The sequence below is a fragment of the Antrihabitans stalagmiti genome (genome assembly GCF_016482825.1).
GTDB lineage: Bacteria > Actinomycetota > Actinomycetes > Mycobacteriales > Mycobacteriaceae > Antrihabitans > Antrihabitans stalagmiti.
This window is the reverse complement of record NZ_JAEMNV010000015.1, coordinates 16,258-37,175: the sequence shown is the minus strand read 5'-3', so window position 1 is coordinate 37,175 and position 20,918 is coordinate 16,258. Positions and strand designations below refer to the sequence as shown.

Below are 20,918 nucleotides of genomic sequence, written 5' to 3'. Positions count from 1 at the left end.
TCGCCATCAGGAGACCGGCGTGAGTGCATCGGCTTTGGTCGCGAAGCTTTGGTATCCCGCTGCCGCTTCTGCTCCGCCGATGGTTCGGTATTCCTTCAAACCGCCCAGGTAGAACATGACCGCCCGCTTCTTGCCTGGGATGTTGGCACCGAAGATCCACGACGAGGGCGACTTGGGAAACAGAGTCTGATTTGCGATGTCGATGCAGGTCTCGGTCCACTCGTGTTCGACGTCGGGTTTGACGTCGATCCACTCCTTGCCGTCGGCCAGCACGTGGGCGATGGCGTCGCTGATCCACTCGACCTGAGTTTCGATCGACGGTGGGAGGTTCGTGAACGGGCCGTTCGGACCGAGGATCATAAACATGTTCGGGAAGCCGCTGGTGGCGACGCCGAGGTAGCTCGTCGGTCCGTCACTCCAATGCTCTTTCAGCGTTTGCCCGTTCCGGCCGCGAATGTCGGTGCGCACGTAGTTGCCGTCGACAGCGTCGAAACCGGTGGCGCAGATCAAAACATCGAGTTCGTGCAGGGTTCCGTCGGCAGTGACGATGCCCTTGTCGACGACCTTCGTGATGGGGTTTTCCTTGACGTTCACCAACGACACGTTGGGCCGATTGAAGGTTTCGTAGTAGCCGGAGTCGCACAGCGGGCGGCGCGCGTAGAGGTCGGTCGGAGTGAGCTTGCGTGCCGTTTCCGGGTCCGTGACGATCTGCGCAATTTTGTTTCGGATGAATTTTGCGGCTTCTTCGTTCGCTTCTTCGCTGGTCGCGATGTCGCCGAACGTCTTGAACATAAAGCAGAAACCACCGCCTTCGTTCCAGGCCTCCTCGAATATCCGCTCCCGCTCGGCGTCGGAGACTGTCCCCATTTCGAGGGTGCTCTCGACGAACCCCATCGCGAGCCCCGAGTTGCGGACCTGATCCCAGTTGGCTTCGAAATTGTCTTTGATCGCCTGCTGCTCCTGCTCCGTCAGCACTCGGTTCCCTGCGGGGACGCTGTACTGCGCGGTGCGTTGGAACGAGGTCAAATGACCGACAATCGGCGCTGTCGCGGTGATCACCTGGTTGCCGGTCGATCCATTGCCGATCACACCGATGCGCTTGCCGGTGACGTCCAGATCCTCCGGCCATGCTCCGGTATGTACGAGGCTGCCCTCGAAAGACTCCATACCCGGAAACTTCGGCAGGTTGGTCGCCGAAAGCAGACCGAGTCCGGTCACGAGAAAACGGCTGCGGTAGGTCACGTCGCGGTCGGTACGCACAGTCCACATACCCGCGGATTCATCGAACTCCGCCGACACCATGCCCGTCTCGAGCTGGATGTGGTCGCGAAGCTCGTAGCGGTCGACCACGCCGTTGAGGTATTCCAGGATCTCGGGTTGCCGAACGAACTTCGTCTTCCACGGCGTATCCGTGTACAGGTCGCGGTCGAACGAGTACTGGTAGACGAAACTCTCGGAGTCCGAGAGCGCACCCGGGTATTTGTTCCAGTACCAAGTTCCGCCGACTCCGCCTGCTTTGTCTATTGCAACGGCATCGAGTCCTTGCTCGTTGCGCAGTTTGTGCAGCATGTAGATGCCGCCGAAGCCGGCTCCGACGACCAATGCGTCGAGTTCGTGGACCTGTGCATCCATGGCGTTTGCTCCTTCGGCCTTGCAGCCTGTGTGAGGTAGTTCACTGTCTGACACCATGGTGGGAGCGATCACTGCATGACGGGTGTTCCAATGTGGAACACCGTTCGCCAAAGCGTTGAACAGCGTTTATACCGAAACAGTAAGAATAAGAAGCAGATTGTGTATTGGCTCCGACACCGTTTCGGGCGCACAGTAGAGGCGGAAGGAGGCAAATCGATGTCGGATCTGGTGCGCAGAGCACGCGAAGAACTCATCCGCGTCGGTCTACTCGGTGAATCACACGCCGCCGGCGTCGTCCCCGATCTCGTCCTGCGCAGCTGGCGCAGGTCGATCGGCAACAGTGTCGCGAGCACATCCCTGAGCGAACGCTTCCAGCAGGCCGACACCGATTCGATGCTGCTACGCGCGGCCGACCCCGTACTGGACCGGTGGCAGCATCAGCTGACCGACACCGACATCACCCTGTTCCTCAGCGACCGAGCAGGAAGCATCGTCGCCCGACGCACAGGCGACAGCAGTGTCAGTCGGCGCTTGGATCGAATCCACGCCGCGGAAGGATTCGACTATTCCGAGGACTCGATCGGTACTAACGGGCTCGGCACGTCGATGGTCGAAAAACGTGCGGTCTACATCGAGGGAACTCAGCACTACAGCGACGCGCTGGCGAGTCTCGCCTGCGCTGCCGCGCCGGTCTGCACCCCAACGGGATTGGTGCTCGGATCCATCTCGCTCGGGGGTCCGATCGAGATGGCGAATCCCCTCATGCTGTCGGTCACCCGCGAGATCGGCCAACAGATCGAGGAACGTCTGCGTAGTTCGTCGCGGCCGCAGGATCTCGCGTTGGCGATGTCGTTTATGCGGTACAAGAACTCCCGACGTCCGACGCTCGTCATGGACGAAGAGTCGCTGCTCGCAAATACCCCCGGGCTTTCCTACGTCGATGTCGGCTCCCACGTTGCGTTGTGGCAGTTGCTCAGCGACCAGGACTGGTCCGCCGGCAGCGCGGTGCTACAACTCGACGGACTGCACTACGACGTGACAGCGCGGCGCGTGCTGGACGGTCCGCGTGCACACTACGTGATGCACTTCGACGATCGGCCTGAAGCCCAGGCCGAGCCGAGAAGCTTTGTTGCGCAACCGCACTCCAGCAAGACCACCCCTGCGGCGGCATTTGTCGTCGTCGAGGGACCACGGGGGTCGGGCCGCGCAACGACAGTTCTGGAATCATTCTCGAATCGGGAAGACACAACCGACGTCGAGTCGATCGATCTCTCGATAGCCGGCGATATCCCCTGGCCCGCAGTGACAGCCGCGTTGGCCGATGGAAGGAACGTTCTGCTTCGCCGCGCCGAGGGCCTTGCCGCGATCCAGGCGCGCGACCTGTCACGGGTTGCGCACGAGCATCGGGCGGCAGTGGCCGCGGGCAAGCGTCGAAGCGTGCTGCTGCTGACCGTCTGTAGCGACACTGCGGCCGACGACGTCCGATCGGCGGTCGACGAAATCGGAGTCTCCATACGGACTCATCCGTTGACGTCGAATCGTGAACGAATACCTGGTCTCGTGAAATCGATACTCGACCGCGTCGATCCGGACGGTCAGCACTCCCTCTCCCCTGCCGCACTGCAGGCACTTGTGCAGTGGTCGTGGCCGGGCAATATCTCCGAGCTCATCGAGACATTGACCGAACTCGTACGGACCGCCGACGGCTCGGTGATCGAGCGTCGGCAGTTGCCGCGACACATCCAGCAGGCACCGACGAGCCGTCGACTCACCTTGATGCAGACAGCGGAGCGGGACGCGATCCTGAAAGCGCTCGACAACGCTGGCGGTAACAAGTCCGAAGCCGCCACCCTGCTCGGTATCGGCAGAACCACCCTCTACCGAAGAATTCGCGAGCTGGGCCTCGCAAGTGACGAAAGTTCTTTGTGATCAGTCGAATTCGGCAACGTCGAGCTTACGCATTTCGTCCAGCACCGCCTTCAATGCCGGATTGTTGTCGTTGCGTCGCCACGCGATCCGCAAGTCCACATCCGACGTCGACGCATCGAGCGGAACGAACACCACGTGCGAGTCGATGACGTTGCGTGCGACCGACGCCAAGGTCAGGTGAGCGCCCACTTCGGCGCTGACCAGCGCCAACGCCGTCTGTGTATCCGGTGCAATCTGAACAACCTGCGGCACAAAGCCGTTCGAGTTGGCGAGTCTACGCAGGCGGTCGGGTAACACCGCTCCTTCGTGGGGAGGCAGCGACACGAAACCCTCGTCGGTCAGCTGCGCCATCGTCAACCGACGAGCACCCGCGAGTTCGTGGGTGTCGGGAAGAGCGACGACCAACGAATCGGGCATCGCCACCTCGGCCGACACATCGGCAGGTATGACGTCCCATCGCCCGAGAGCTATATCGGTGGCACCGTCGACGAGCTTCTTCATCGCCGGCTGCGCGAAGTTTTGGCTCGACAGTTCCAACTGAATACCGGGTCGCTGCGATCTGACCACCCGTGCCAATCGAGCGACCAGCCGGTGCGTCGACACACCTGCGAAGGCGATTCGAACGGTGCCCACATCACCGTCACCTGCTGATCGGACCGCCGCTTCGGCTCGCTTCACCGCATCGAGCACCTCTTGGGCCGGACCGACCAGCGCCTGCCCACTCGATGTCAAACGCACCGACCTCGTGTTCCGGTCGAACAACAGCGTCCCGAGCTCTTTTTCCATCTGTTTGATCGTTCGACTCAGCGGCGGTTGCGCAACGTGGAGTCGCTCAGCGGCGCGCGCGAAGTGAAGTTCCTCGGCCACAGCTAGGAAGGACCGCAGTTGGGCTACATCCATAACGGACTCCATTTCACCGGTATTACCCAAAAGGTAATACAGAACTACTTATTAAGTATTGGACTGATCCTAATCGCACACGGATAGTGAGAGTCATGCCAAACCACAACCCCGAGGTACCCGAGGACGTTTTTGCCGAGGTGCTCAAGCAGGTCAGCCAATTCGTCAGGACTCGTGTCGTCCCCCGCGAACTCGAGATCATGGCCGACGACGCTATTCCGGCCGACCTTCGCAAGCAGGCTGCCGACATGGGACTCTTCGGCTACGCAATCCCGCAAGAGTGGGGCGGGCTAGGCCTCGACCTGGTCCAGGACGTCGAGCTGGCTATGGAACTCGGATACACCTCGCTGGCGTTGCGGTCGATGTTCGGCACCAACAACGGCATCGCCGGTCAGGTCCTCGTCGGCTTCGGCACGGACGAACAGAAGGCGCAGTGGCTTCCTCGCATCGCCTCCGGTGAGGTCGTCGCATCGTTCGCGCTGACCGAACCCGGCGCGGGTTCCAACCCTGCTGGTTTGCGCACCACGGCCAAGGCCGACGGTGACGGGTGGATCATCGACGGGAGCAAACGCTTCATCACCAATGCCACCAACGCACACCTGTTCGTCGTCTTCGCGCGCACCGACCCGAAACCCGCTCAGGGCAACGGGATTGCCGTCTTTCTCGTTCCAGCCGACCTTCCCGGCATCGACGTCGGACCGAAAGACGCCAAGATGGGCCAGGAAGGATCACGTACCGCCGACGTCACGTTCGCCGGCGTTCGCGTGGGTCCGGAGGCCCTTGTCGGCGGTTCCGGCGATGTCGGCTACCGCGCCGCGATGACGTCGTTGGCTCGTGGTCGTATTCACATCGCCGCCTTGTCTGTCGGTCAGGCGCAACGTGCACTGGACGAATCCCTTGCCTATGCAACTACTTCGACGCAAGGCGGCACCGCCATCGGCGAATTTCAACTCGTCCAGGCGATGCTCGCCGATCAACAAACCGGCGTGATGGCCGGACGCGCGTTGGCCCGTGAGGCTGCACGATCCTGGGTCGACAACACCGACCGGCGTATTGCGCCATCTGCGGCCAAACTGTTCTGCACCGAAATGGTGGGCAAAGTTGCCGACCTCGCCGTCCAGATCCACGGCGGCACAGGCTATATGCGCGAGGTTCCGGTCGAACGAATCTACCGCGACGTCCGTCTGCTGCGACTCTACGAAGGCACCAGCGAGATTCAACGCCTGATCATCGGCGGCGGACTCGTCCGCGCAGAGCAGAAGAAGACGTCATGATCCTGCCGCTCGAGGGCGTCACCGTCGTTGCGATCGAGCAGGCCGTCGCCGCTCCTCTTGCCACCCGCAATCTTGCCGATCTCGGTGCGCGGGTGATCAAGGTGGAACGCGTCGAGGGCGGCGACTTCGCACGCGACTACGACCACGTGGTGCACGGCACCGGTGCACACTTCGTTTGGTTGAACCGCGGAAAAGAATCCATTGCAATCGATCTGAAGTCCGACGAGGGTCGCGCGGTCGTCCGGCGCCTGGTCGACAAGGCTGATGTCTTTCTGCAGAATCTTGCGCCCGGAGCGGCAGAACGGCTGGGGCTCGGCGCCGCTGCACTTCGCGCAAGCCGTCCCGAACTGGTCGTCGTGAACCTATCCGGTTACGGCACTGGTGGACCCATGGAGCAGCGCAAGGCCTACGACATGCTCGTTCAAGCCGAGGCCGGCCTCGTGTCGATCACCGGAACCCCGGAGACGGCCGTCAAGACCGGCATCCCGACAGCCGATATCGCGTCCGGAATGTACTGCGCTCAAGCAGTTCTCGCCGCTTTGCTGCGGCGTTGGCGCACTGGTGTAGGTGCCACGGTCGACGTGTCGATGCTCGACGCGACCATCGAGTGGATGGGACACGCGATGTACACGCAGATGCACACCGGTGCGCAACCTCCGCGAATGGGATTGAGCCACAGCTCGATTGCCCCGTACGACGCATTTCCGACCCGAGACGGCCAGATGCTGATCGGAGTTCAGAACGACACGGGCTGGCGAGCGCTCGTCGGTTCGGTGTTCAGCGTTCCCGAATTGGCCGACGACCCTCGATTCGCAACGAACATGCAGCGCGTCCAACACCGCAAGGAATGCGATGCGCTTGTGGCCGAACAGACCTCACAGTTGACTACGGCAGAACTCGACGCCCGCCTCGCCTCGGCGGGCGTACCTGCGGCCCAGATCAAACAACTCGATCGGGTCGTCGATCATCCACAGCTGCAGGCGCGAAACCGTTGGCGCAGAATCGAGACCGAGCACGCTCAGGTCGACGCGCTGCTGCCACCGATCACGTTCGACGACGTCGAGTCCGCCATGGGCAACGTCCCAGCGCTCGGTCAGCACACGACCGCGCTGTTGCACGAGTCCGGACTCGACGCCGCAGCCGTCGACGACATCGTCGCGCAAGGAATCGCATTCCAGGCCGAGATGTTCCAGCCCGCACCCACCCGATGAACGATAGGAACCCAATGCTCACAGGACGTACAGCTGTCATCACCGGCGGCGCGCAGGGAATCGGGCTGGCGATCGCGCGCACCTTCGCCGAACACGGCGCCCGCATCGCCATCGGCGATCTCGATGAAACGAAAGCAAAGGAAGCAGCCGCCGGCTTGCCGAACGAGGCGATCGGAATCGGCTGCAACGTAACCGATTCCGAGGATGTAGCCCGGCTGCTCGAGGCTGCGGTCGAGGCCTTCGGCTCACTCGACATCATGGTCAACAACGCAGGCATCACCCGCGACGCGACGATGCGGAAGATGACAGAGGATCAGTTCGATCAGGTTGTCCAAGTTCATCTACGCGGCTGCTGGAACGGAACCCGTTTGGCCGCCGGCATCATGCGCGACAACGGCGGCGGATCGATCATCAACATGTCGTCGATATCGGGCAAGGTCGGCTTCATCGGCCAGACCAACTATTCCGCAGCAAAAGCCGGCATCGTCGGCCTGTCCAAAGCGGCCGCAAAGGAGGTCGCGCATCTCGGCGTTCGAGTGAATGTCATCCAGCCCGGACTGATTCGCACCGCGATGACCGCCGCGATGCCGGAAACAGCATGGGACCAGAAGATGGCGGAGATCCCCATGCAGCGCGCGGGCGAGCCGGAAGAAGTCGCGTCGGTCGCCCTCTTCTACGCCTCCGATCTATCCTCGTACATGACCGGCACCGTCGCAGAAGTGACTGGTGGGCGGCACATTTGATCGGTGGTAGCTGGCAGAGTTCTCAATTCGGCGCTGTCAGCGCCGCTGCGAGATCGGCGGGTACCCGCATCGGCGTCGTGAGGCCGACTGCGGTGCGGCCGGTGTTGCCTTCGGGGTAACGACCGCTCAGCGATCCCGGGGCGGCGACGATGATGCGGACGACTTGGCCGAGGGCTTCCCGCCGGTCGTGCTGCCGAACAGCAAGCGCGAGCATTGCGACGTGGTTTCGGGTGTGCAGCCATGGGTGTGGCTGAGAAACGATGTGCGCGCGTTCGAGATGCACCCATCGCGCGTCAGCGTCGGGGCACGAACGGGCGGCGGCCATTTCCTCGTTGTAGAGAGCGCGCGCCTGTGGGCTGATATTTGGCATGGTCATCCTTCCTCTGTCGGCTGCTGACAGCAGTCGCAGGTGTGTCTCTGCTCGGCGTCGATTGGGTTCGATGCCGTTGCGGGGCAGCAGGTATCGCCCCTCCAGGCGTTGATGCCCTCCCTGACCGCGATGCCGGCGATGACGAGGGCTGCGAGCGGATCGGCCCATGACCAGCCGAACAGGCTGTTCAGCAGCAATCCCACCAGCAGGACCGCAGACAGGTAGGTGCAGAGCAGGGTTTGTTTGGAGTCGGCGACCGCCGACAGCGACCCGAGCTCGCGTCCCGCTCGCCGTTGCGCGTAGGACAGGACGGGCATGATCGCGAGACTGGCTGCGGCCAAACCGATTCCGACCGAGGAGTGCCGAACGTCGCCTACCCCCAACAGGGACCTCAGCGCATCGACGGTGACATAGGCGGCGAGCGCGAAGAAGGAGAACGCGATGATCCGTAGCGCGGTCTTCTCGCGAGTTTCGGGGTCGCGGCCGGCGAACTGCCACGCGACCGCGGCGGCGGAGGCCACTTCGATCACGGAGTCCAGACCGAACCCGATGAGCGCAGTCGAGGAAACCCGGGCCCCTTCGGTGAGCGCGATCGCAGCCTCGACGACGTTGTAACTGATCGTCGCCGCGACGAACCATCGGATCCTGCGTGACAACACTTTTCGTCGCTCCGCACCCCGATCAGCGGTGGGCAATCCGAGGGATACATGAGACTCGGCCATCAGCAGCAGCCTTCGGCCTCGGAATTTGGGCAGCATGCAGGGTCGACCGCGAGAACCAGGCCTACCAAGTCGTCGAGCGCCTGCCCGATGCGGGGATCAGCCAGTTCGTAGCGGGCACGACGCCCTTCGGGGACGGCGACAACAAGGCCGCAACCGCGCAGACAGGCAAGATGATTCGAGAGGATCTGGCGTGTCACTCCGATCGTGTCGGCAAGCTCCGATGGATAGCTCGCACCTTCGCGAAGGCGGAGCAGGATCTGAGTGCGGGTCCGGTCCGAGAGTGCATAACCGAAGCGGCTCAATGCGTCACTGTGCACCACTGTCGACATGGCCTAATAGTACAGGCACTTCTGTATTCAGGGAATGCTGAATCGACTGGTCTGTCACAACCATCGCGGGGGACGCGCAGGCGCACCATCCACCGTCACGCCGATCGAGCCACGGACGCGAGTCCGAATCAGTTGGTCGGCGCATCGGCGTTCTTGAAGTCGACCCTCCCCGATTCCACCGAGGCCGTGTTGCCAGGACACGGCCACTTTGCCCACCTGATGGACACGAAGGGCGTAGCGGCAACATCCGATCGTTCACCCAACACTGACCACGCGCAGAGGCTGAGGCCTCGCGCTAGGCCGGCTCAGCACGAGGCGTCAATGGTTCATCCGCACAGCGCGCGGGCGTGGGCCAACGTACGCACGACCACGGTTATGACAGCCTCGCGTCCGTTTCCGTCAGCATTGCCCTCGCCGGGCCAGGCCGATCGAAACATACTTCGGCAGGCCGGTCGTGCTGATCAGGACACGCAGTCCAGACGGAACGGCGCACCTCGCGCCGATGTCGTCGGCATGGCGGCTCGGTGATCAGTGCATGCTCGGCATGACAGCGGATCGCAAACCACACGCAACCTGCTGTGCGAACGCGAGTGTGTGCTGAACCTGCCGTCCTCGAACTCATGGACGCCCTCGACCGGCTGGCGCTGCTTGCCGGGTCGCCGAACATGACGCAGCGCAAAGTCGAGAAGGGGTACCCCACGAACCTAAGTTGTTTCATTGACCGCTGTGGTCAGTCGGTCGTATCGCGGCAAATCCGACGAATGTCACTGCACGTCTGACGAACTGCCGAACGACGTAGGGTTCGAATATGAGCGAGACACTCACACCGATCACACCGAATCTCGTTCGTGGAGCTCTCGACTTCGAGCGCACCGCTCGTGGTCTGGTGCCGCACCGCCTCCCCTCCTGGGCACGCGCTCGACTTCCCGACAAACAGTTCGCTACGGCGGAGGCGCACCCCTCGGGCGTTCGGTTGGCGTTCCGCACGACAGCCGCCCATATCGAACTCGACGTACTTCCGACCAAACGTGTCTATCGCGGCCTACCGCCCCGGCCGGACGGGGCATACGACCTGTGTGTGGACGGTGAGTTCGTGGAACAGGCCGTCGCTGTCGGTGGCAATACGATCATGGTCGACGTGGCGACCGGAGCCGAAGAGATTCGGGCCGGCACGCACAGCACACTGAGTTTTGCCGTCGGTTCGGCCGGTGTGGCGAAGAGTGTCCGAATTTGGTTGCCGCACAACGAGAACGTCGAGTTGTTGCAGCTGCGGACCGATGCTGCGATCGAACCCGAGTCCCTCACTTCGCCCTCCTGGGTGCACTATGGAAGCTCGATAAGTCAGGGGTCCAACGGTTCGGGTCCCAGCTCGTCGTTCCCGGCGCTTGCGGCGTCGGGCATCGGGTTCGAATTGGTCAACCTCGGGTTCGCCGGAAGCGCTTTGTTGGACCCTTTCGTCGCCCGGGTCATACGCGATACGGCGGCAGATCTGATCAGCCTCGAGATCGGCATCAACATCGTCAACACCGATGCGATGCGGCTGCGCGCCTTCGGCCCCGCTGTACACGGTTTTCTCGACACGATCCGAGACGGACACCCAACCACGCCTGTCATAGTCGTATCGCCACTCTACTGCGCGATTCACGAAAACACGCCGGGGCCAGGCGCTTTCGATCCGGGCGCGTTCGCTGCCGGCGATGTCCGCTTCATCGCGACTGGAGAACCGGAGCCCGGAAAATTGACTCTGACTGTCATACGCGACGCATTGGCACTGATAGTTCGCGAGCGTGCCGCCGATGACCCGAACATCCACTATCTCGATGGGCTGAACCTGTACGGAGAGGCCGACTTCGCGGAATTTCCACTGCCCGACGGACTTCACCCGGGTCCCGAAACGCACCGTCGAGTCGGGACACGTTTCGCAGCCGTTGCAGGCGCCATCGTGAATTAGCACATCGTTGCAGTACGGCGTAATGGGACGGTGAAAACCACCGAAGCCTTGTCGCGCTGACAGCGTTCGAACCTGCGAGTTCTGGTACGCAGTGGACTACTGTGACCTGCGAAAACCCGCGCAGCCGTGCGGTCGGTTACAGCATGTCGGATCAGCCGTGGCGTCTGCGGTATTCCCGTTCCGCCCCCGGGTGCAGGGGGACACTGCCGGTCATGACGAGTGATCGGGCGTCGAGAAATTGGCTCCCGATCGCCTGCCCGGGAACGAGAGCAGAAGACTGGTCGAGAAGCAGGCCTACCAGTGCCCCGACAACGCTGTCCGGCACCGCGGGGTGTGCCAACATCAGGTTCGGAATTCCTACTGTTGTCACCTTCGAGTGTTTGCCGTACACGTCCGCAGGAATCGGCACCGACTCGTAGGCGGTGCCGAACGAACTCCGCAGGTTCGCCACGACGGCGCCCAGATCGAGCAAGCGGATGGCGGTACGAGCATCGGCGAACGCCGGGGTCGGTAGCCCGCCCGCCCACATCACGGCGTCGACCTCGTTGTTGGACAGGGCTTCTGCCGCCGAGCGCATCGACAACTGCACCTGCTGCACGGCACCGGGATCCCCCAAACCGGCTGCGTCGAAGATTCGTTGCGACACCACGGTCGCACCGGACCCAGGCGCACCGATACTGACGCGCACGCCACGCAGATCCGCGACTGACTCGATGGCCGAGTCCGCACGCACGGCGACCTGGAAGTAATTCTCGTACACGCACCCGACCGCCGCCAGATTCGGACTCCGGTGGCTGTATGCGGCATCGATGAGCGTCATCGCCAGATCAGCTCGCCCGGAATCCAATGCTTGGAGATTGTCGATAGAACCAGCGGTCGTGAGCGGAATAATATCCGCTGCATCGGTTTTCGCGGCGGCGCCGGCGAGTAGGCCAGCAAACTCCCAAAAGAAGCCGCCTACCTCGCCTGCTGCGAAACGCAGTTGCGGTGCCGGATCCCGGGCACAGGAACCCACCGCAGTGACCCCGAGTGTCAACAAACAAGCCCGCAGCGTCGCTCTCCTGGAGAGCAATGCTGCGGGCTTGGTCATGTCAGTAACTGTAAGCCTGGAGTCTTACTGAAACGCTCGGCCCTGCTCGCGGTCTAGGACGGTCTCTGCCTTGTTGCGTAGAACGAAGATATAGACCATCAGAGATATCCCGATCACGACCGTCACGTAGAAGATGAACCACGAAACATGGCCACCGTTCTTCGCCGCCTGGTAGATCAGCGGCGCTGTACCACCGAACGCAGAGTTAGCGAGCGCATAGCCGAGACCGACACCGAGCGCACGGACGTGCGAGGGGAACAACTCGGCCTTCACGATCGCATTGATCGAGGTGTAACCGGTCAGGATCACGTAGCCGACGCATACCAGCGCGAGGGACTGGACCACCGAGGTCGCCGTCGGGAGGTAGGTGATGAGCACGTACGTGTAGAGCACGCCGCCGATTCCGAAGAAGAGAAGGAGCGGCTTGCGACCCACCTTGTCGCTGATCAGTCCTCCGATGGGCTGCAGCAACATGAGGAAGATCAGACCGAAGAGGTTGATCCAGGTGCCGGTCATTCCCCGGTCCTCGTACGCGGTCCTGATCATCGAGGGCGCGTTGACACTGTAGGTGTAGAACGCGATGGTGCCACCGGCAGTCACCATGAAGCAGATCAGCAGCGCTCGCCAATGGTTGCCGATGAGTTCTTTCATCGAACCGGAGGCTTGGTCGGCTCCGCTGCGCACGGCGTCGAGTTGATCCTTCGTCAGCGATTCGTCCATGCTCCGGCGTAGCCAGAACACCACTACCGCCGCGACGCCACCGATGAAGAAGGCTATGCGCCAACCGAATTCCTCGATCTGCCCACGGTCGAGGAATACCTGCATCAGCAGCAGGGTCACCTGTGCGAGAACATGCCCGCCGATCAGAGTGACGTACTGGAACGACGAGAAGAAGCCACGACGCTCGCGGGTGGCGGCCTCGGACATGTAGGTCGCCGATGCGCCGTATTCACCACCGGTCGCGAAGCCCTGGACCAGACGACTCAGGACGAGGATCACCGCCGCCCATACGCCGATGCTCTCCCGTCCTGGAGTCAAGGCGATGACCAGTGAACACGCGGCCATCAGGGAGACACTGAAGGTCAGCGCTGCACGGCGCCCGTTGCGATCGGCGTAGCGGCCGAAGAACCACGATCCGACCGGCCGCATCAGGAAGGTGACGGCGAAGATGGCGTAGACGTAGACCGTCGAATTCTTCTCCGCCGAGTCGAAGAACTGGTTCTCGAAGTACGTTGCGAAGACGGTGTAGACGTAGACGTCATACCACTCGACAAGGTTGCCCGACGACCCTCGCAGCGTGTTGAGAACTGCGCGACGAGTCGCAGCGGGCGAGGAGACAGTCTGCGTGGATCGCGGCGATTCGGCTGTCGAGGTGGCCTCGTTGGCCATGGGGAGTCCTTCCACAGGGGGCTGATGCGGGTTGCCGGAACGTGTGCGGCAACCGAAGTCCTCCCACTGTGACCGCAAGCACACCTCAGAACCAAGCTGTCCCGGATTTCCTAACACTCCCTTAGGAAAGCGCGTCGGCCCTCGGCAGCGTGAGTTCGATCCGTAGTCCTGATGGTCGCAGCCCACTGACCTGGAGACTTCCGCCTGCCCGCTCTGTCAGCGCGTGGACGATGGACAGACCGAGACCGGTACCTGTGCCCTGGGCGCTCGAGCCCCGATAGAACCGGTCGATGATGTTCGGCAGCTCCTCGGCGGGTACGCCGGATCCGGTATCGGACACGAAGATCACAACCTGATGTTCGAGTGCTCGGTGACCGATCTCGACGTTGGCACCGGCACCGGCGTACTTGGTCGCGTTGCTCAGGAGCGCGTCGAGAATTCGGGTCAGGTCGTCGTGCGGAAGTGCAGCGAGGTGGGTTTCATCGGACCCGACGATCTTCGGGGTTATGCCTGCCACCGTCATTGCACTCGACCAGAATTCGACTCGCTCTGCTACCGCAGCGCCCACGTCGCATCCGGCGGACTGAGTGTGGGCAGGTGTCTCGGCAGCGGCCAGGACTAGCAGGTCTTCGACGATGGTCGTCAGCCGATCGACCTCCAGAGTCGTCTTCGAATGCGCCGGAGCTGCCGACTCCGGCACCCGCATCCCTAGGATGTCGAGCCGAATCCTCAACGCAGCCAGCGGGTTACGGAGAGCGTGGGCCGTGTCGGCCACCAGCCGTCGCTGCGCGGTCGTTGCCGTCTCGACGTCTTTTGCCATGGCGTCGAATGCGCCGGACAGTTCTCGAACCTCGGGCGGCCCGTCGTAAGCGGGCGGCTCGGGACTTCGAGACTCCTCGATCGGCACCTGGTCGTGGAATTTGTCCCCGAACGTATGGACACGCGACGACAGTGCAGTCAGCGGACGAACCACCCAGCGCGACAACGCCGCGGCGATCAACGCAACGGTGACGAGAATCAGCAGGGCACCGCCAGCAATGACCATCCAGGCCACCGCGACGTCCCTGCGTGCAGGACCGGTCGACGCGGCAATCACCACGGCGCCGTCGACTTGCGTTCCACCGCCGACCGGTGCTGCAACCAATACCGAGGGCTGCGACCACGGCGTCAAACCCGATGGGACGGAACCACGTTGGTTACGCAAAGCCCCTGCGATGGCCTGCCGCACGTCAGCTCGCTCGACGTCCAGGCCCGCCGAAGCCCGGACAGCCCCCGTTCGGTCGACGATCGCTATCCCTTCGTCGTACAGGCTGTTGTAACGCTGCACGGACTCTCGGATCCGAGGTATGCCGGATTCGCCCTCACGCGAACTCAACTCGGCGAAGAACGTTGCTGCAGCGGCACGGTTTTCGCTGAAACGCTGCACTCGTTCCCGTCCGACGAGAACCGCCAAGGGCACCGACAGCGCAAGCACGACAATGGTGGAGTAGATCATGAGCACCACCAGCACACGGCGTCGCACGTCAGGTAACCCAGCGGTAGCCGAAGCCGCGGATGGTCACAATGGTGCCCGGCCGATCGAGTTTCGAGCGCAGCGCCGTCATGTGCACGTCCAGGGTCCGCGAAATTGCGACGTATGCGTCACCCCAGATTGCGTCCATCAACTGCTCCCGACTGACCGCTTCACCACGCCGGGTTACCAGATGAGCCAGCAGTTCGAATTCCTTGGTCGTCAGCGCAGCACCCCGCCCGTTCACCTCTACGCTGCGGCCGACGAGATCGACGACGATATCGCCGAGAACAAGTCTGTCGGCGGTGGAATCGATCGTCGTAGTGCGACGTCGGGCGGCGACCTGGAGTCGCGCGTGCAACTCCCCGAGTCGAGCTGGTTTGACGACGTAGTCGTCCGCGCCGCCGTGTAGTGCCCGGACCACCGAGCGCTCGTCGTCGCGGGCGGTCAGCACCACCACCGGAACCGAACTCAAGGTCCGTAGCTTGCGCAACACCTCGAGGCCGTCCATGTCCGGCAATCCGAGATCGAGCAGGACGACATCAATCTCGTGGTGCCCGAGCAGAACATCGGTGCCGCGGCGCATACGGACAGGTTTATGCCCCACCTCGGCCAGCGCATCCACAAGCGCGTCCCCGACGCCGTCGTCGTCCTCCACCACCGCTATGCGCATCGGTCTCGAGTCACCTCGTATGGGTCAATGACTACCGGGGGGCGAGCGCGGCGGTACGGGATTACCGGCCGCTTACGACACGCAACTGTCCGAACGGTTGATTACACCACCTGCAGCTCCCGTCGACGTAGTGGTGTCCATCTTCACGTTCGCACTCGTCGGATGCGCATCCACTGCCGCACATGAGCATTTGGTGGCCACATCGGCACCGCTCACCGTCACAGCCCGGGTGGTGAAGTGCTTTCGGCGGCGCACCACAGTCGTGACACTTGGTCCTCCCATTGCGTAGTCGACTGGGCCGCCACGTGCATCCCACCGAATCGAGCATTTCCAGATCGCAAGCCTTGCAAATTGCCATGCTGCGCAGAGTCGCACGGGGCACCGACAGTGCAGTGCGCCTATAGAGGGTTCGCAGAGAATACGCAGAGGGCGGACACGCATCACCAGAGTCGTTGTACGACAGGGCCTTCTCGCCAGCTTGCCTTTTCGACCCGCTTTGCACGAACAAAGCGGCTCCGGAATTCTCCGAAACCGCCTGAGACCTAACTACTTGTCGGGCTGACAGGATTTGAACCTGCGACCACTTGACCCCCAGTCAAGTGCGCTACCAAACTGCGCCACAGCCCGTTCGCGCCCAACTGCGGGCGCTCGAAGAGGTTACCCCAAGCGACTCGCCTAGAGCCAATCGCTATCCAGTCGGTGGTCAGGCACGGTAAGACCCTTCTTCAGCTAACCAGAAGTCGCAACATCGGAAACAGGAACACCACAAACACATCCAGACACATCTGCATCGAAACTGTCTGCCACCCAGCATCTTTGACCGAAACGTGTCGGTACCTCGCGATACGATTCGCACATGCTTTCGAACCCAGCATCCGACCCCGCCACCGTGGTCGATGCTGCCTTCGACGCTATCGACACCGCACTGAAAAATCTGCGCGACAACGGATTCGACACCCTGACCACCGCACGCGAACGTATAACCGCCCTCGATCGCCTCGAAACCTTCGCCCGCACGGTCCCCAGCCTCGGCCATACTCTGATCGCCGCACTCGCCACCGACTGGATCCCCGGCGAACTCGGCGACAACCGGCTCGCCGACACTCTCGCCGACCAGCTCCACATCACCCCCACCGACGCCCGTCACCGCGTCCGCACCGCCGAACAACTCGCACCCCGCATCACCCTGACCGGCGAGCAACTCGACCCGATCTACCCGGCGATCGCCGACGCTCAAGCCGACGGCGCCATCAGCGACGCCCACGTCCAGATCATCCGCGAATTCTTCAACCAACTCCCCCACGACACCGACCTCGACACCCGCGAACACGCCGAACGCACGCTCGCTCACCAAGCCCGCACACTGCGTCCCGACCAACTCCGCAAGGTATCCGAACGCCTCCTCGCCTACCTCAACCCCGACGGACACTTCGACGACGCTGACCGCGCCCGCAAACGCAGCTTCATGTTCGGCAAGCAAGGCCCCGACCTGATGACAAAAGGCGACTTCGTCATCGACCCCGAACTGCGCGCCTACCTCGAAACCATCCTCGCCAAATACGCCAGACGCGGCATGTGCAACCCCGACGACACCGAATCAGCCGTCGACGCCGACCCCACCGAGACAGCCGCCGCCCGCGACCGCCGCAACCCCGGACAACGCAACCACGACGCACTCAAGGCTGTCCTCCGCGCTACCCTCGCCACCGGCAATCTCGGCCAACACCGAGGTCTGCCTGTCACTGTTGTCGCCTCGATGACCGTCAAAGAGCTGACCGACGCCACGGGCACCGCCACCACCGCGGGCGACACCGTGCTCCCGATGCGCGACATCCTCAAAATGGCACGCCACGCCTACCACTACCTCACCATCTTCGACGACGACGGTCGCCCCATCTATCTCGGCCGCACCGTCCGCATCGCCTCAGGCGACCAACGCATCGTCTGCTACGCCAAAGATCGCGGCTGCACCTTCCCCGGCTGCTGGAGACCCGCCAACCTCTGCCAATGCCATCACTGCAGGGAATGGGCCGCCCAACACGGGCACACCGACGTCGACCAACTCGCCCTCGCCTGCGACTCCCACCACCAACTCGCCGGGCTCACCGACAAGCACTGGCACACCATCACCGCACCACCCGGACACTCGCACGCAGGCCGAATCCTGTGGATACCACCCGCACACGTCGATCCCCAACGAAAACCGAGAATCAACTATTACCACCACCCAGGCGACTACCTCATGGACGACGAGCCGCTCCGATGACGCGGCGGATGGTCGTACAACTACGCCTCGAGCGGGGAAACCCTTGCCACGGCGCGCATTCCGGTGCCGACGCCGAACCAGACGTCCAGCGCGGACCCGTCCCGGCGACCCAGCACCAGCACGTCCTCCCCCGCCATCAGCGGTTTGCCGTATTCGATCACGACGCGGTACGGCGGCTTCATCAAACTCGGGTCGACGGCAAGGAACTCTTCAATCGCGTGCAAGTGCACGGCGTTGTTGACGTGGCCTAGCCAATCGAGGTCGGTGATGCGCAGCGGGAAATGCATGGCATGCACATCGTCGTCGTCGGGTCCGGGCATCGGTTCGGTCAGCGCAGCTTTCCACCGCAGTCTGTGCTCGGTGGTGTGCGCCAGCATCGGCGCCATGAACTTCTCGCTCATTCGCGTCGGCAGACCGGAGTCTTCGCCGAAGTGGATGAGGAACGCCTCGGTTTCGATACGGCCACCGCGATCACCGACGATCTGGACGCGCATATTGCACCAACGATTCGACAGCGCAGAACTCCAGCGCCGCAACGTCGCGCGTTCGCCGAACACCAACGGTTCCAGCACATCGAAAACCGTTCGGCGAACCACCCAACCGCGGTGGTTGTCGCCGTCGTCGCTCACCTCGAGATGCTCGTACCCGATGTCCTGCAGATACCGCGCGACGGCATCGAGCCGCAGCCGCTGATCGGAATCCGTATCCGCCAATCGGACCGGCCACGACGTCTCGAAAGGAACCAGACCATCAGGACTGTCGGGTAGCGGAGTAGCGATCACCATCCGGCGAGTATGGCAGTTGCCACACTCGCCGCGGCGACCACGTCAGCCTCGTTTGCCCGGCCGATCCCGCTTCTCCCGCACGCGGACCGACACTCTGACCGGGCTGCCGTCGAAGTTGAACTCTTCACGCAGCCGCCTCTCGATGAAGCGGCGATAGCCTGCCTCGAGGAACCCGGTGGTGAACAGGACGAACGTCGGCGGACGCGTCGCGGCCTGCGTCGCGAACATAACTCGCGGCAGACGACCACCACGCAACGGTGGTGGCGTGGCAGCGATGACTTCCTTGAGCCAGTTGTTGAGTCGGCCCGTCGGGACGCGCTTGTCCCACGATTCGAGCGCAGTTTCCAAGGCGGGAACCAACTTCTGGACAGCGCGGCCGGTCTTCGCGGAGATGTTCACTCGCTGCGCCCACGGCACGCGGGCAAGCTCGCGATCGATCTCCTTGTCGAGCTGCAACCGTCGGTCCTCGTCGACGAGATCCCACTTGTTGAACGCGATCACGAGCGCACGACCGGCGTCGGCGATCATCGACAGCACCCGCAGGTCCTGCTCTGTGAGCGGCTCGGACGCATCGATCAGCAGAATGACGACCTCGGCGGCATCGATCGCCGACTTGGTCCGCAGCGACGCGTAGAACTCCGCACCACTCGCATGGCTGACCCGCTTGCGCAGACCGGCGGTATCGACGAAACGCCACGTCTTGCCGCCGAGTTCGACAAGCGAGTCGACCGGATCGACTGTGGTACCGGCGACGTCGTGCACGACAGACCGCTCGTCACCGGACAGCCGGTTGATCAGGCTCGACTTGCCGACGTTCGGCTTACCGACGAGCGCGACGCGACGCGGACCGAGGCCCGTACCGCCTTCACGCGGCGTCTCCGGCAGGATCGCGAGAATATCGTCGAGCAGGTCACCGGTACCGCGGCCGTGCGTTGCACTGACCGCACGCGGCTCGCCGAGTCCGAGCGACCACAGCGACGCGGCCTCCGACTCGCCACGCGCATCGTCGACCTTGTTGGCGACCAGAATCACCGGGGTCTTCGACTTTCGCAGCACACGTGCCACGGCCTCGTCGGTCGTTGTCGAACCGACGACGGCGTCGACGACGAGCAGGATCGCGTCCGCAGTCGACATAGCAAGCTCGGCCTGACGCGCAACGGACTGCTGCAACCCCTTCGCATCCGGCTCCCAGCCGCCGGTGTCCTGAACCATGAACTTGCGCCCGGCCCAGTTCGCCTCGTAGGAAACACGGTCACGTGTCACACCGGGAACATCTTCGACGACTGCTTCGCGACGGCCGATGATGCGATTCACGAGCGTCGACTTTCCGACGTTCGGGCGGCCGACGACCGCAAGCACAGGCATAGGGATATGAGCATCGAGTTCGCCGTCTTCGGCGAGATCGGCAAGTTCCCAGTCCGCTTCTTCGTTCCAGATGCCGTCTCCGGCGTATTCGACGCCTACGTCTTCACTCATCTCAGGGCGCCTGTCTTCTCACACACAACGTCGTACAACCTGTCGATCACTGCTTCTATGCCCAATTCACTGGTGTCGACGATCACGGAATCGTCCGCCGGCCGCAGCGGGGAGACAGCTCGGGTGGAGTCGAGATTGTCGCGACGCTCGACGTCGGCGAGCACCGCGTCGAAGTTGTCGCCTCGACCTTGTGCGACGTTCTGCTCGTTGCGACGCTCGGCACGAGCCTGCGCCGACGCGGTCAGGTAGATCTTCACATCCGCATCCGGCAGCACAACGGTGCCGATGTCACGACCTTCGACGACGATCCGATCAGCACTTGCCGTAAGCCGGCGCTGCAGCTCGACGAGCTGCTGACGCACCTCACCGACCGCCGACACTGCCGAGACCGCCTTTGTGACCGCGTCGCCGCGAATCTCGTCGGACACGTCGACGCCGTCGAGCAGCACAACCTCACCGCTGGGATCCGTGCCGATGGTCAACGGCAGATCCGCAACCGCTGCAACGATGGCGGCTGCGTCGGTCAGCTCGACGCCGGAACGCAGGACCTGCAGCGTCGCAACGCGATACATGGCTCCGGTGTCGAGGTAACTCGCACCGAGGCGGGTAGCAAGCCGTCGCGAGACGCTCGATTTGCCTGTGCCCGATGGTCCGTCCATTGCCACGAT

18 protein-coding genes and 1 tRNA gene are annotated in these 20,918 nt (G+C 62.9%); 6 read left to right on the top strand and 13 right to left on the bottom strand.

Features of this window, described 5'->3' with window-relative positions:
* Window positions 1-6 precede the first annotated feature (6 nt).
* Window positions 7-1,632: a flavin-containing monooxygenase gene (locus JGU71_RS28615; protein ID WP_199708558.1), complete on the bottom strand. Its 1,626-nt coding sequence runs from the start codon at window positions 1,630-1,632 to the stop codon at window positions 7-9.
* A gap of 216 nt (window positions 1,633-1,848) precedes the next feature.
* On the opposite strand from JGU71_RS28615, the gene JGU71_RS28610 reads away from it, so the two are divergent.
* Window positions 1,849-3,561 (top strand): helix-turn-helix domain-containing protein, encoded by a 1,713-nt coding sequence (locus tag JGU71_RS28610; RefSeq protein ID WP_199708557.1) that lies wholly within the window; start codon window positions 1,849-1,851, stop codon window positions 3,559-3,561.
* On the opposite strand, the gene JGU71_RS28605 is transcribed toward JGU71_RS28610, so the two are convergent.
* Window positions 3,562-4,461 (bottom strand): LysR substrate-binding domain-containing protein, encoded by a 900-nt coding sequence (locus JGU71_RS28605; RefSeq protein WP_199708556.1) that lies wholly within the window; start codon window positions 4,459-4,461, stop codon window positions 3,562-3,564. It abuts the gene before it with no gap.
* Between the two features lie 95 nt (window positions 4,462-4,556).
* Here JGU71_RS28605 and JGU71_RS28600 point away from each other — a divergent pair, with 95 nt between their 5' ends.
* From JGU71_RS28600 to fabG, 3 genes are read left to right on the top strand one after another with little or no spacing between them, the layout of a single operon-like run.
* Window positions 4,557-5,735, top strand: a complete 1,179-nt coding sequence (locus JGU71_RS28600; RefSeq protein WP_199708555.1) for an acyl-CoA dehydrogenase family protein — start codon at window positions 4,557-4,559, stop codon at window positions 5,733-5,735.
* Window positions 5,732-6,946, top strand: a complete 1,215-nt coding sequence (locus JGU71_RS28595; RefSeq protein ID WP_199708554.1) for a CaiB/BaiF CoA transferase family protein — start codon at window positions 5,732-5,734, stop codon at window positions 6,944-6,946. Before JGU71_RS28600 ends, JGU71_RS28595 begins: the two co-directional genes overlap by 4 nt.
* A gap of 14 nt (window positions 6,947-6,960) precedes the next feature.
* On the top strand, window positions 6,961-7,689 hold the full coding sequence (fabG, locus tag JGU71_RS28590; RefSeq protein ID WP_199708553.1) for a 3-oxoacyl-ACP reductase FabG: 729 nt from the start codon (window positions 6,961-6,963) through the stop codon (window positions 7,687-7,689).
* A gap of 22 nt (window positions 7,690-7,711) precedes the next feature.
* On the opposite strand, the gene JGU71_RS28585 is transcribed toward fabG, so the two are convergent.
* The 3 genes from JGU71_RS28585 to JGU71_RS28575 are packed head-to-tail and all read right to left on the bottom strand — an operon-like array spanning window position 7,712 to window position 9,110.
* Window positions 7,712-8,059 (bottom strand): DUF3703 domain-containing protein, encoded by a 348-nt coding sequence (locus JGU71_RS28585; RefSeq protein ID WP_199708552.1) that lies wholly within the window; start codon window positions 8,057-8,059, stop codon window positions 7,712-7,714.
* Window positions 8,060-8,061: 2 nt separating this feature from the next.
* Window positions 8,062-8,781 carry a cation efflux transmembrane domain-containing protein gene (locus JGU71_RS28580; protein ID WP_233530239.1) on the bottom strand — a complete coding sequence of 240 codons (720 nt, stop codon included), beginning with the start codon at window positions 8,779-8,781 and terminating at the stop codon, window positions 8,062-8,064.
* Window positions 8,781-9,110, bottom strand: coding sequence for an ArsR/SmtB family transcription factor (locus JGU71_RS28575; RefSeq protein WP_199708550.1), 330 nt, complete (start codon window positions 9,108-9,110; stop codon window positions 8,781-8,783). The genes JGU71_RS28580 and JGU71_RS28575 overlap by 1 nt, the downstream gene beginning before the upstream one ends.
* Before the next feature lie 808 nt (window positions 9,111-9,918).
* Between JGU71_RS28575 and JGU71_RS28570 the strand changes: the two genes are divergently transcribed.
* Window positions 9,919-11,061 carry an SGNH/GDSL hydrolase family protein gene (locus JGU71_RS28570; protein WP_199708549.1) on the top strand — a complete coding sequence of 381 codons (1,143 nt, stop codon included), beginning with the start codon at window positions 9,919-9,921 and terminating at the stop codon, window positions 11,059-11,061.
* A gap of 151 nt (window positions 11,062-11,212) precedes the next feature.
* Here the strand turns inward: JGU71_RS28570 and JGU71_RS28565 are convergent, their stop codons facing one another.
* The 5 genes from JGU71_RS28565 to JGU71_RS28545 form a co-directional block, all read right to left on the bottom strand.
* The gene (locus tag JGU71_RS28565) at window positions 11,213-12,151 is read right to left on the bottom strand and encodes a TAXI family TRAP transporter solute-binding subunit (protein ID WP_199708548.1); all 939 of its coding nucleotides are present in this window, start codon (window positions 12,149-12,151) and stop codon (window positions 11,213-11,215) included.
* 24 nt (window positions 12,152-12,175) lie between these two features.
* Window positions 12,176-13,540 (bottom strand): MFS transporter, encoded by a 1,365-nt coding sequence (locus tag JGU71_RS28560; RefSeq protein ID WP_199708547.1) that lies wholly within the window; start codon window positions 13,538-13,540, stop codon window positions 12,176-12,178.
* A gap of 121 nt (window positions 13,541-13,661) precedes the next feature.
* Window positions 13,662-15,035 (bottom strand): sensor histidine kinase, encoded by a 1,374-nt coding sequence (locus JGU71_RS28555; protein WP_233530238.1) that lies wholly within the window; start codon window positions 15,033-15,035, stop codon window positions 13,662-13,664.
* A 28-nt stretch (window positions 15,036-15,063) separates the two neighbouring features.
* The gene (locus JGU71_RS28550; protein ID WP_199708546.1) at window positions 15,064-15,723 is read right to left on the bottom strand and encodes a response regulator transcription factor; all 660 of its coding nucleotides are present in this window, start codon (window positions 15,721-15,723) and stop codon (window positions 15,064-15,066) included.
* Window positions 15,724-16,276: 553 nt separating this feature from the next.
* Window positions 16,277-16,350: transfer RNA gene (locus tag JGU71_RS28545), tRNA-Pro, on the bottom strand.
* Window positions 16,351-16,579: 229 nt separating this feature from the next.
* Here JGU71_RS28545 and JGU71_RS28540 point away from each other — a divergent pair.
* Window positions 16,580-17,989 carry an HNH endonuclease signature motif containing protein gene (locus JGU71_RS28540; protein WP_199708545.1) on the top strand — a complete coding sequence of 470 codons (1,410 nt, stop codon included), beginning with the start codon at window positions 16,580-16,582 and terminating at the stop codon, window positions 17,987-17,989.
* Window positions 17,990-18,009: 20 nt separating this feature from the next.
* Here JGU71_RS28540 and JGU71_RS28535 read toward each other — a convergent pair whose 3' ends face one another.
* Genes JGU71_RS28535 through cmk form a run of 3 tightly spaced genes read right to left on the bottom strand, consistent with a single transcriptional unit; the run spans window position 18,010 to window position 20,909 of the window.
* On the bottom strand, window positions 18,010-18,774 hold the full coding sequence (locus JGU71_RS28535) for an acyl-[acyl-carrier-protein] thioesterase (protein ID WP_199708544.1): 765 nt from the start codon (window positions 18,772-18,774) through the stop codon (window positions 18,010-18,012).
* Window positions 18,775-18,816: 42 nt separating this feature from the next.
* Window positions 18,817-20,250: a ribosome biogenesis GTPase Der gene (gene der, locus JGU71_RS28530; RefSeq protein ID WP_199708543.1), complete on the bottom strand. Its 1,434-nt coding sequence runs from the start codon at window positions 20,248-20,250 to the stop codon at window positions 18,817-18,819.
* Window positions 20,247-20,909 (bottom strand): (d)CMP kinase, encoded by a 663-nt coding sequence (gene cmk / locus JGU71_RS28525; RefSeq protein ID WP_233530246.1) that lies wholly within the window; start codon window positions 20,907-20,909, stop codon window positions 20,247-20,249. Before cmk ends, der begins: the two co-directional genes overlap by 4 nt.
* Between the last annotated feature and the right edge of the window lie 9 nt (window positions 20,910-20,918).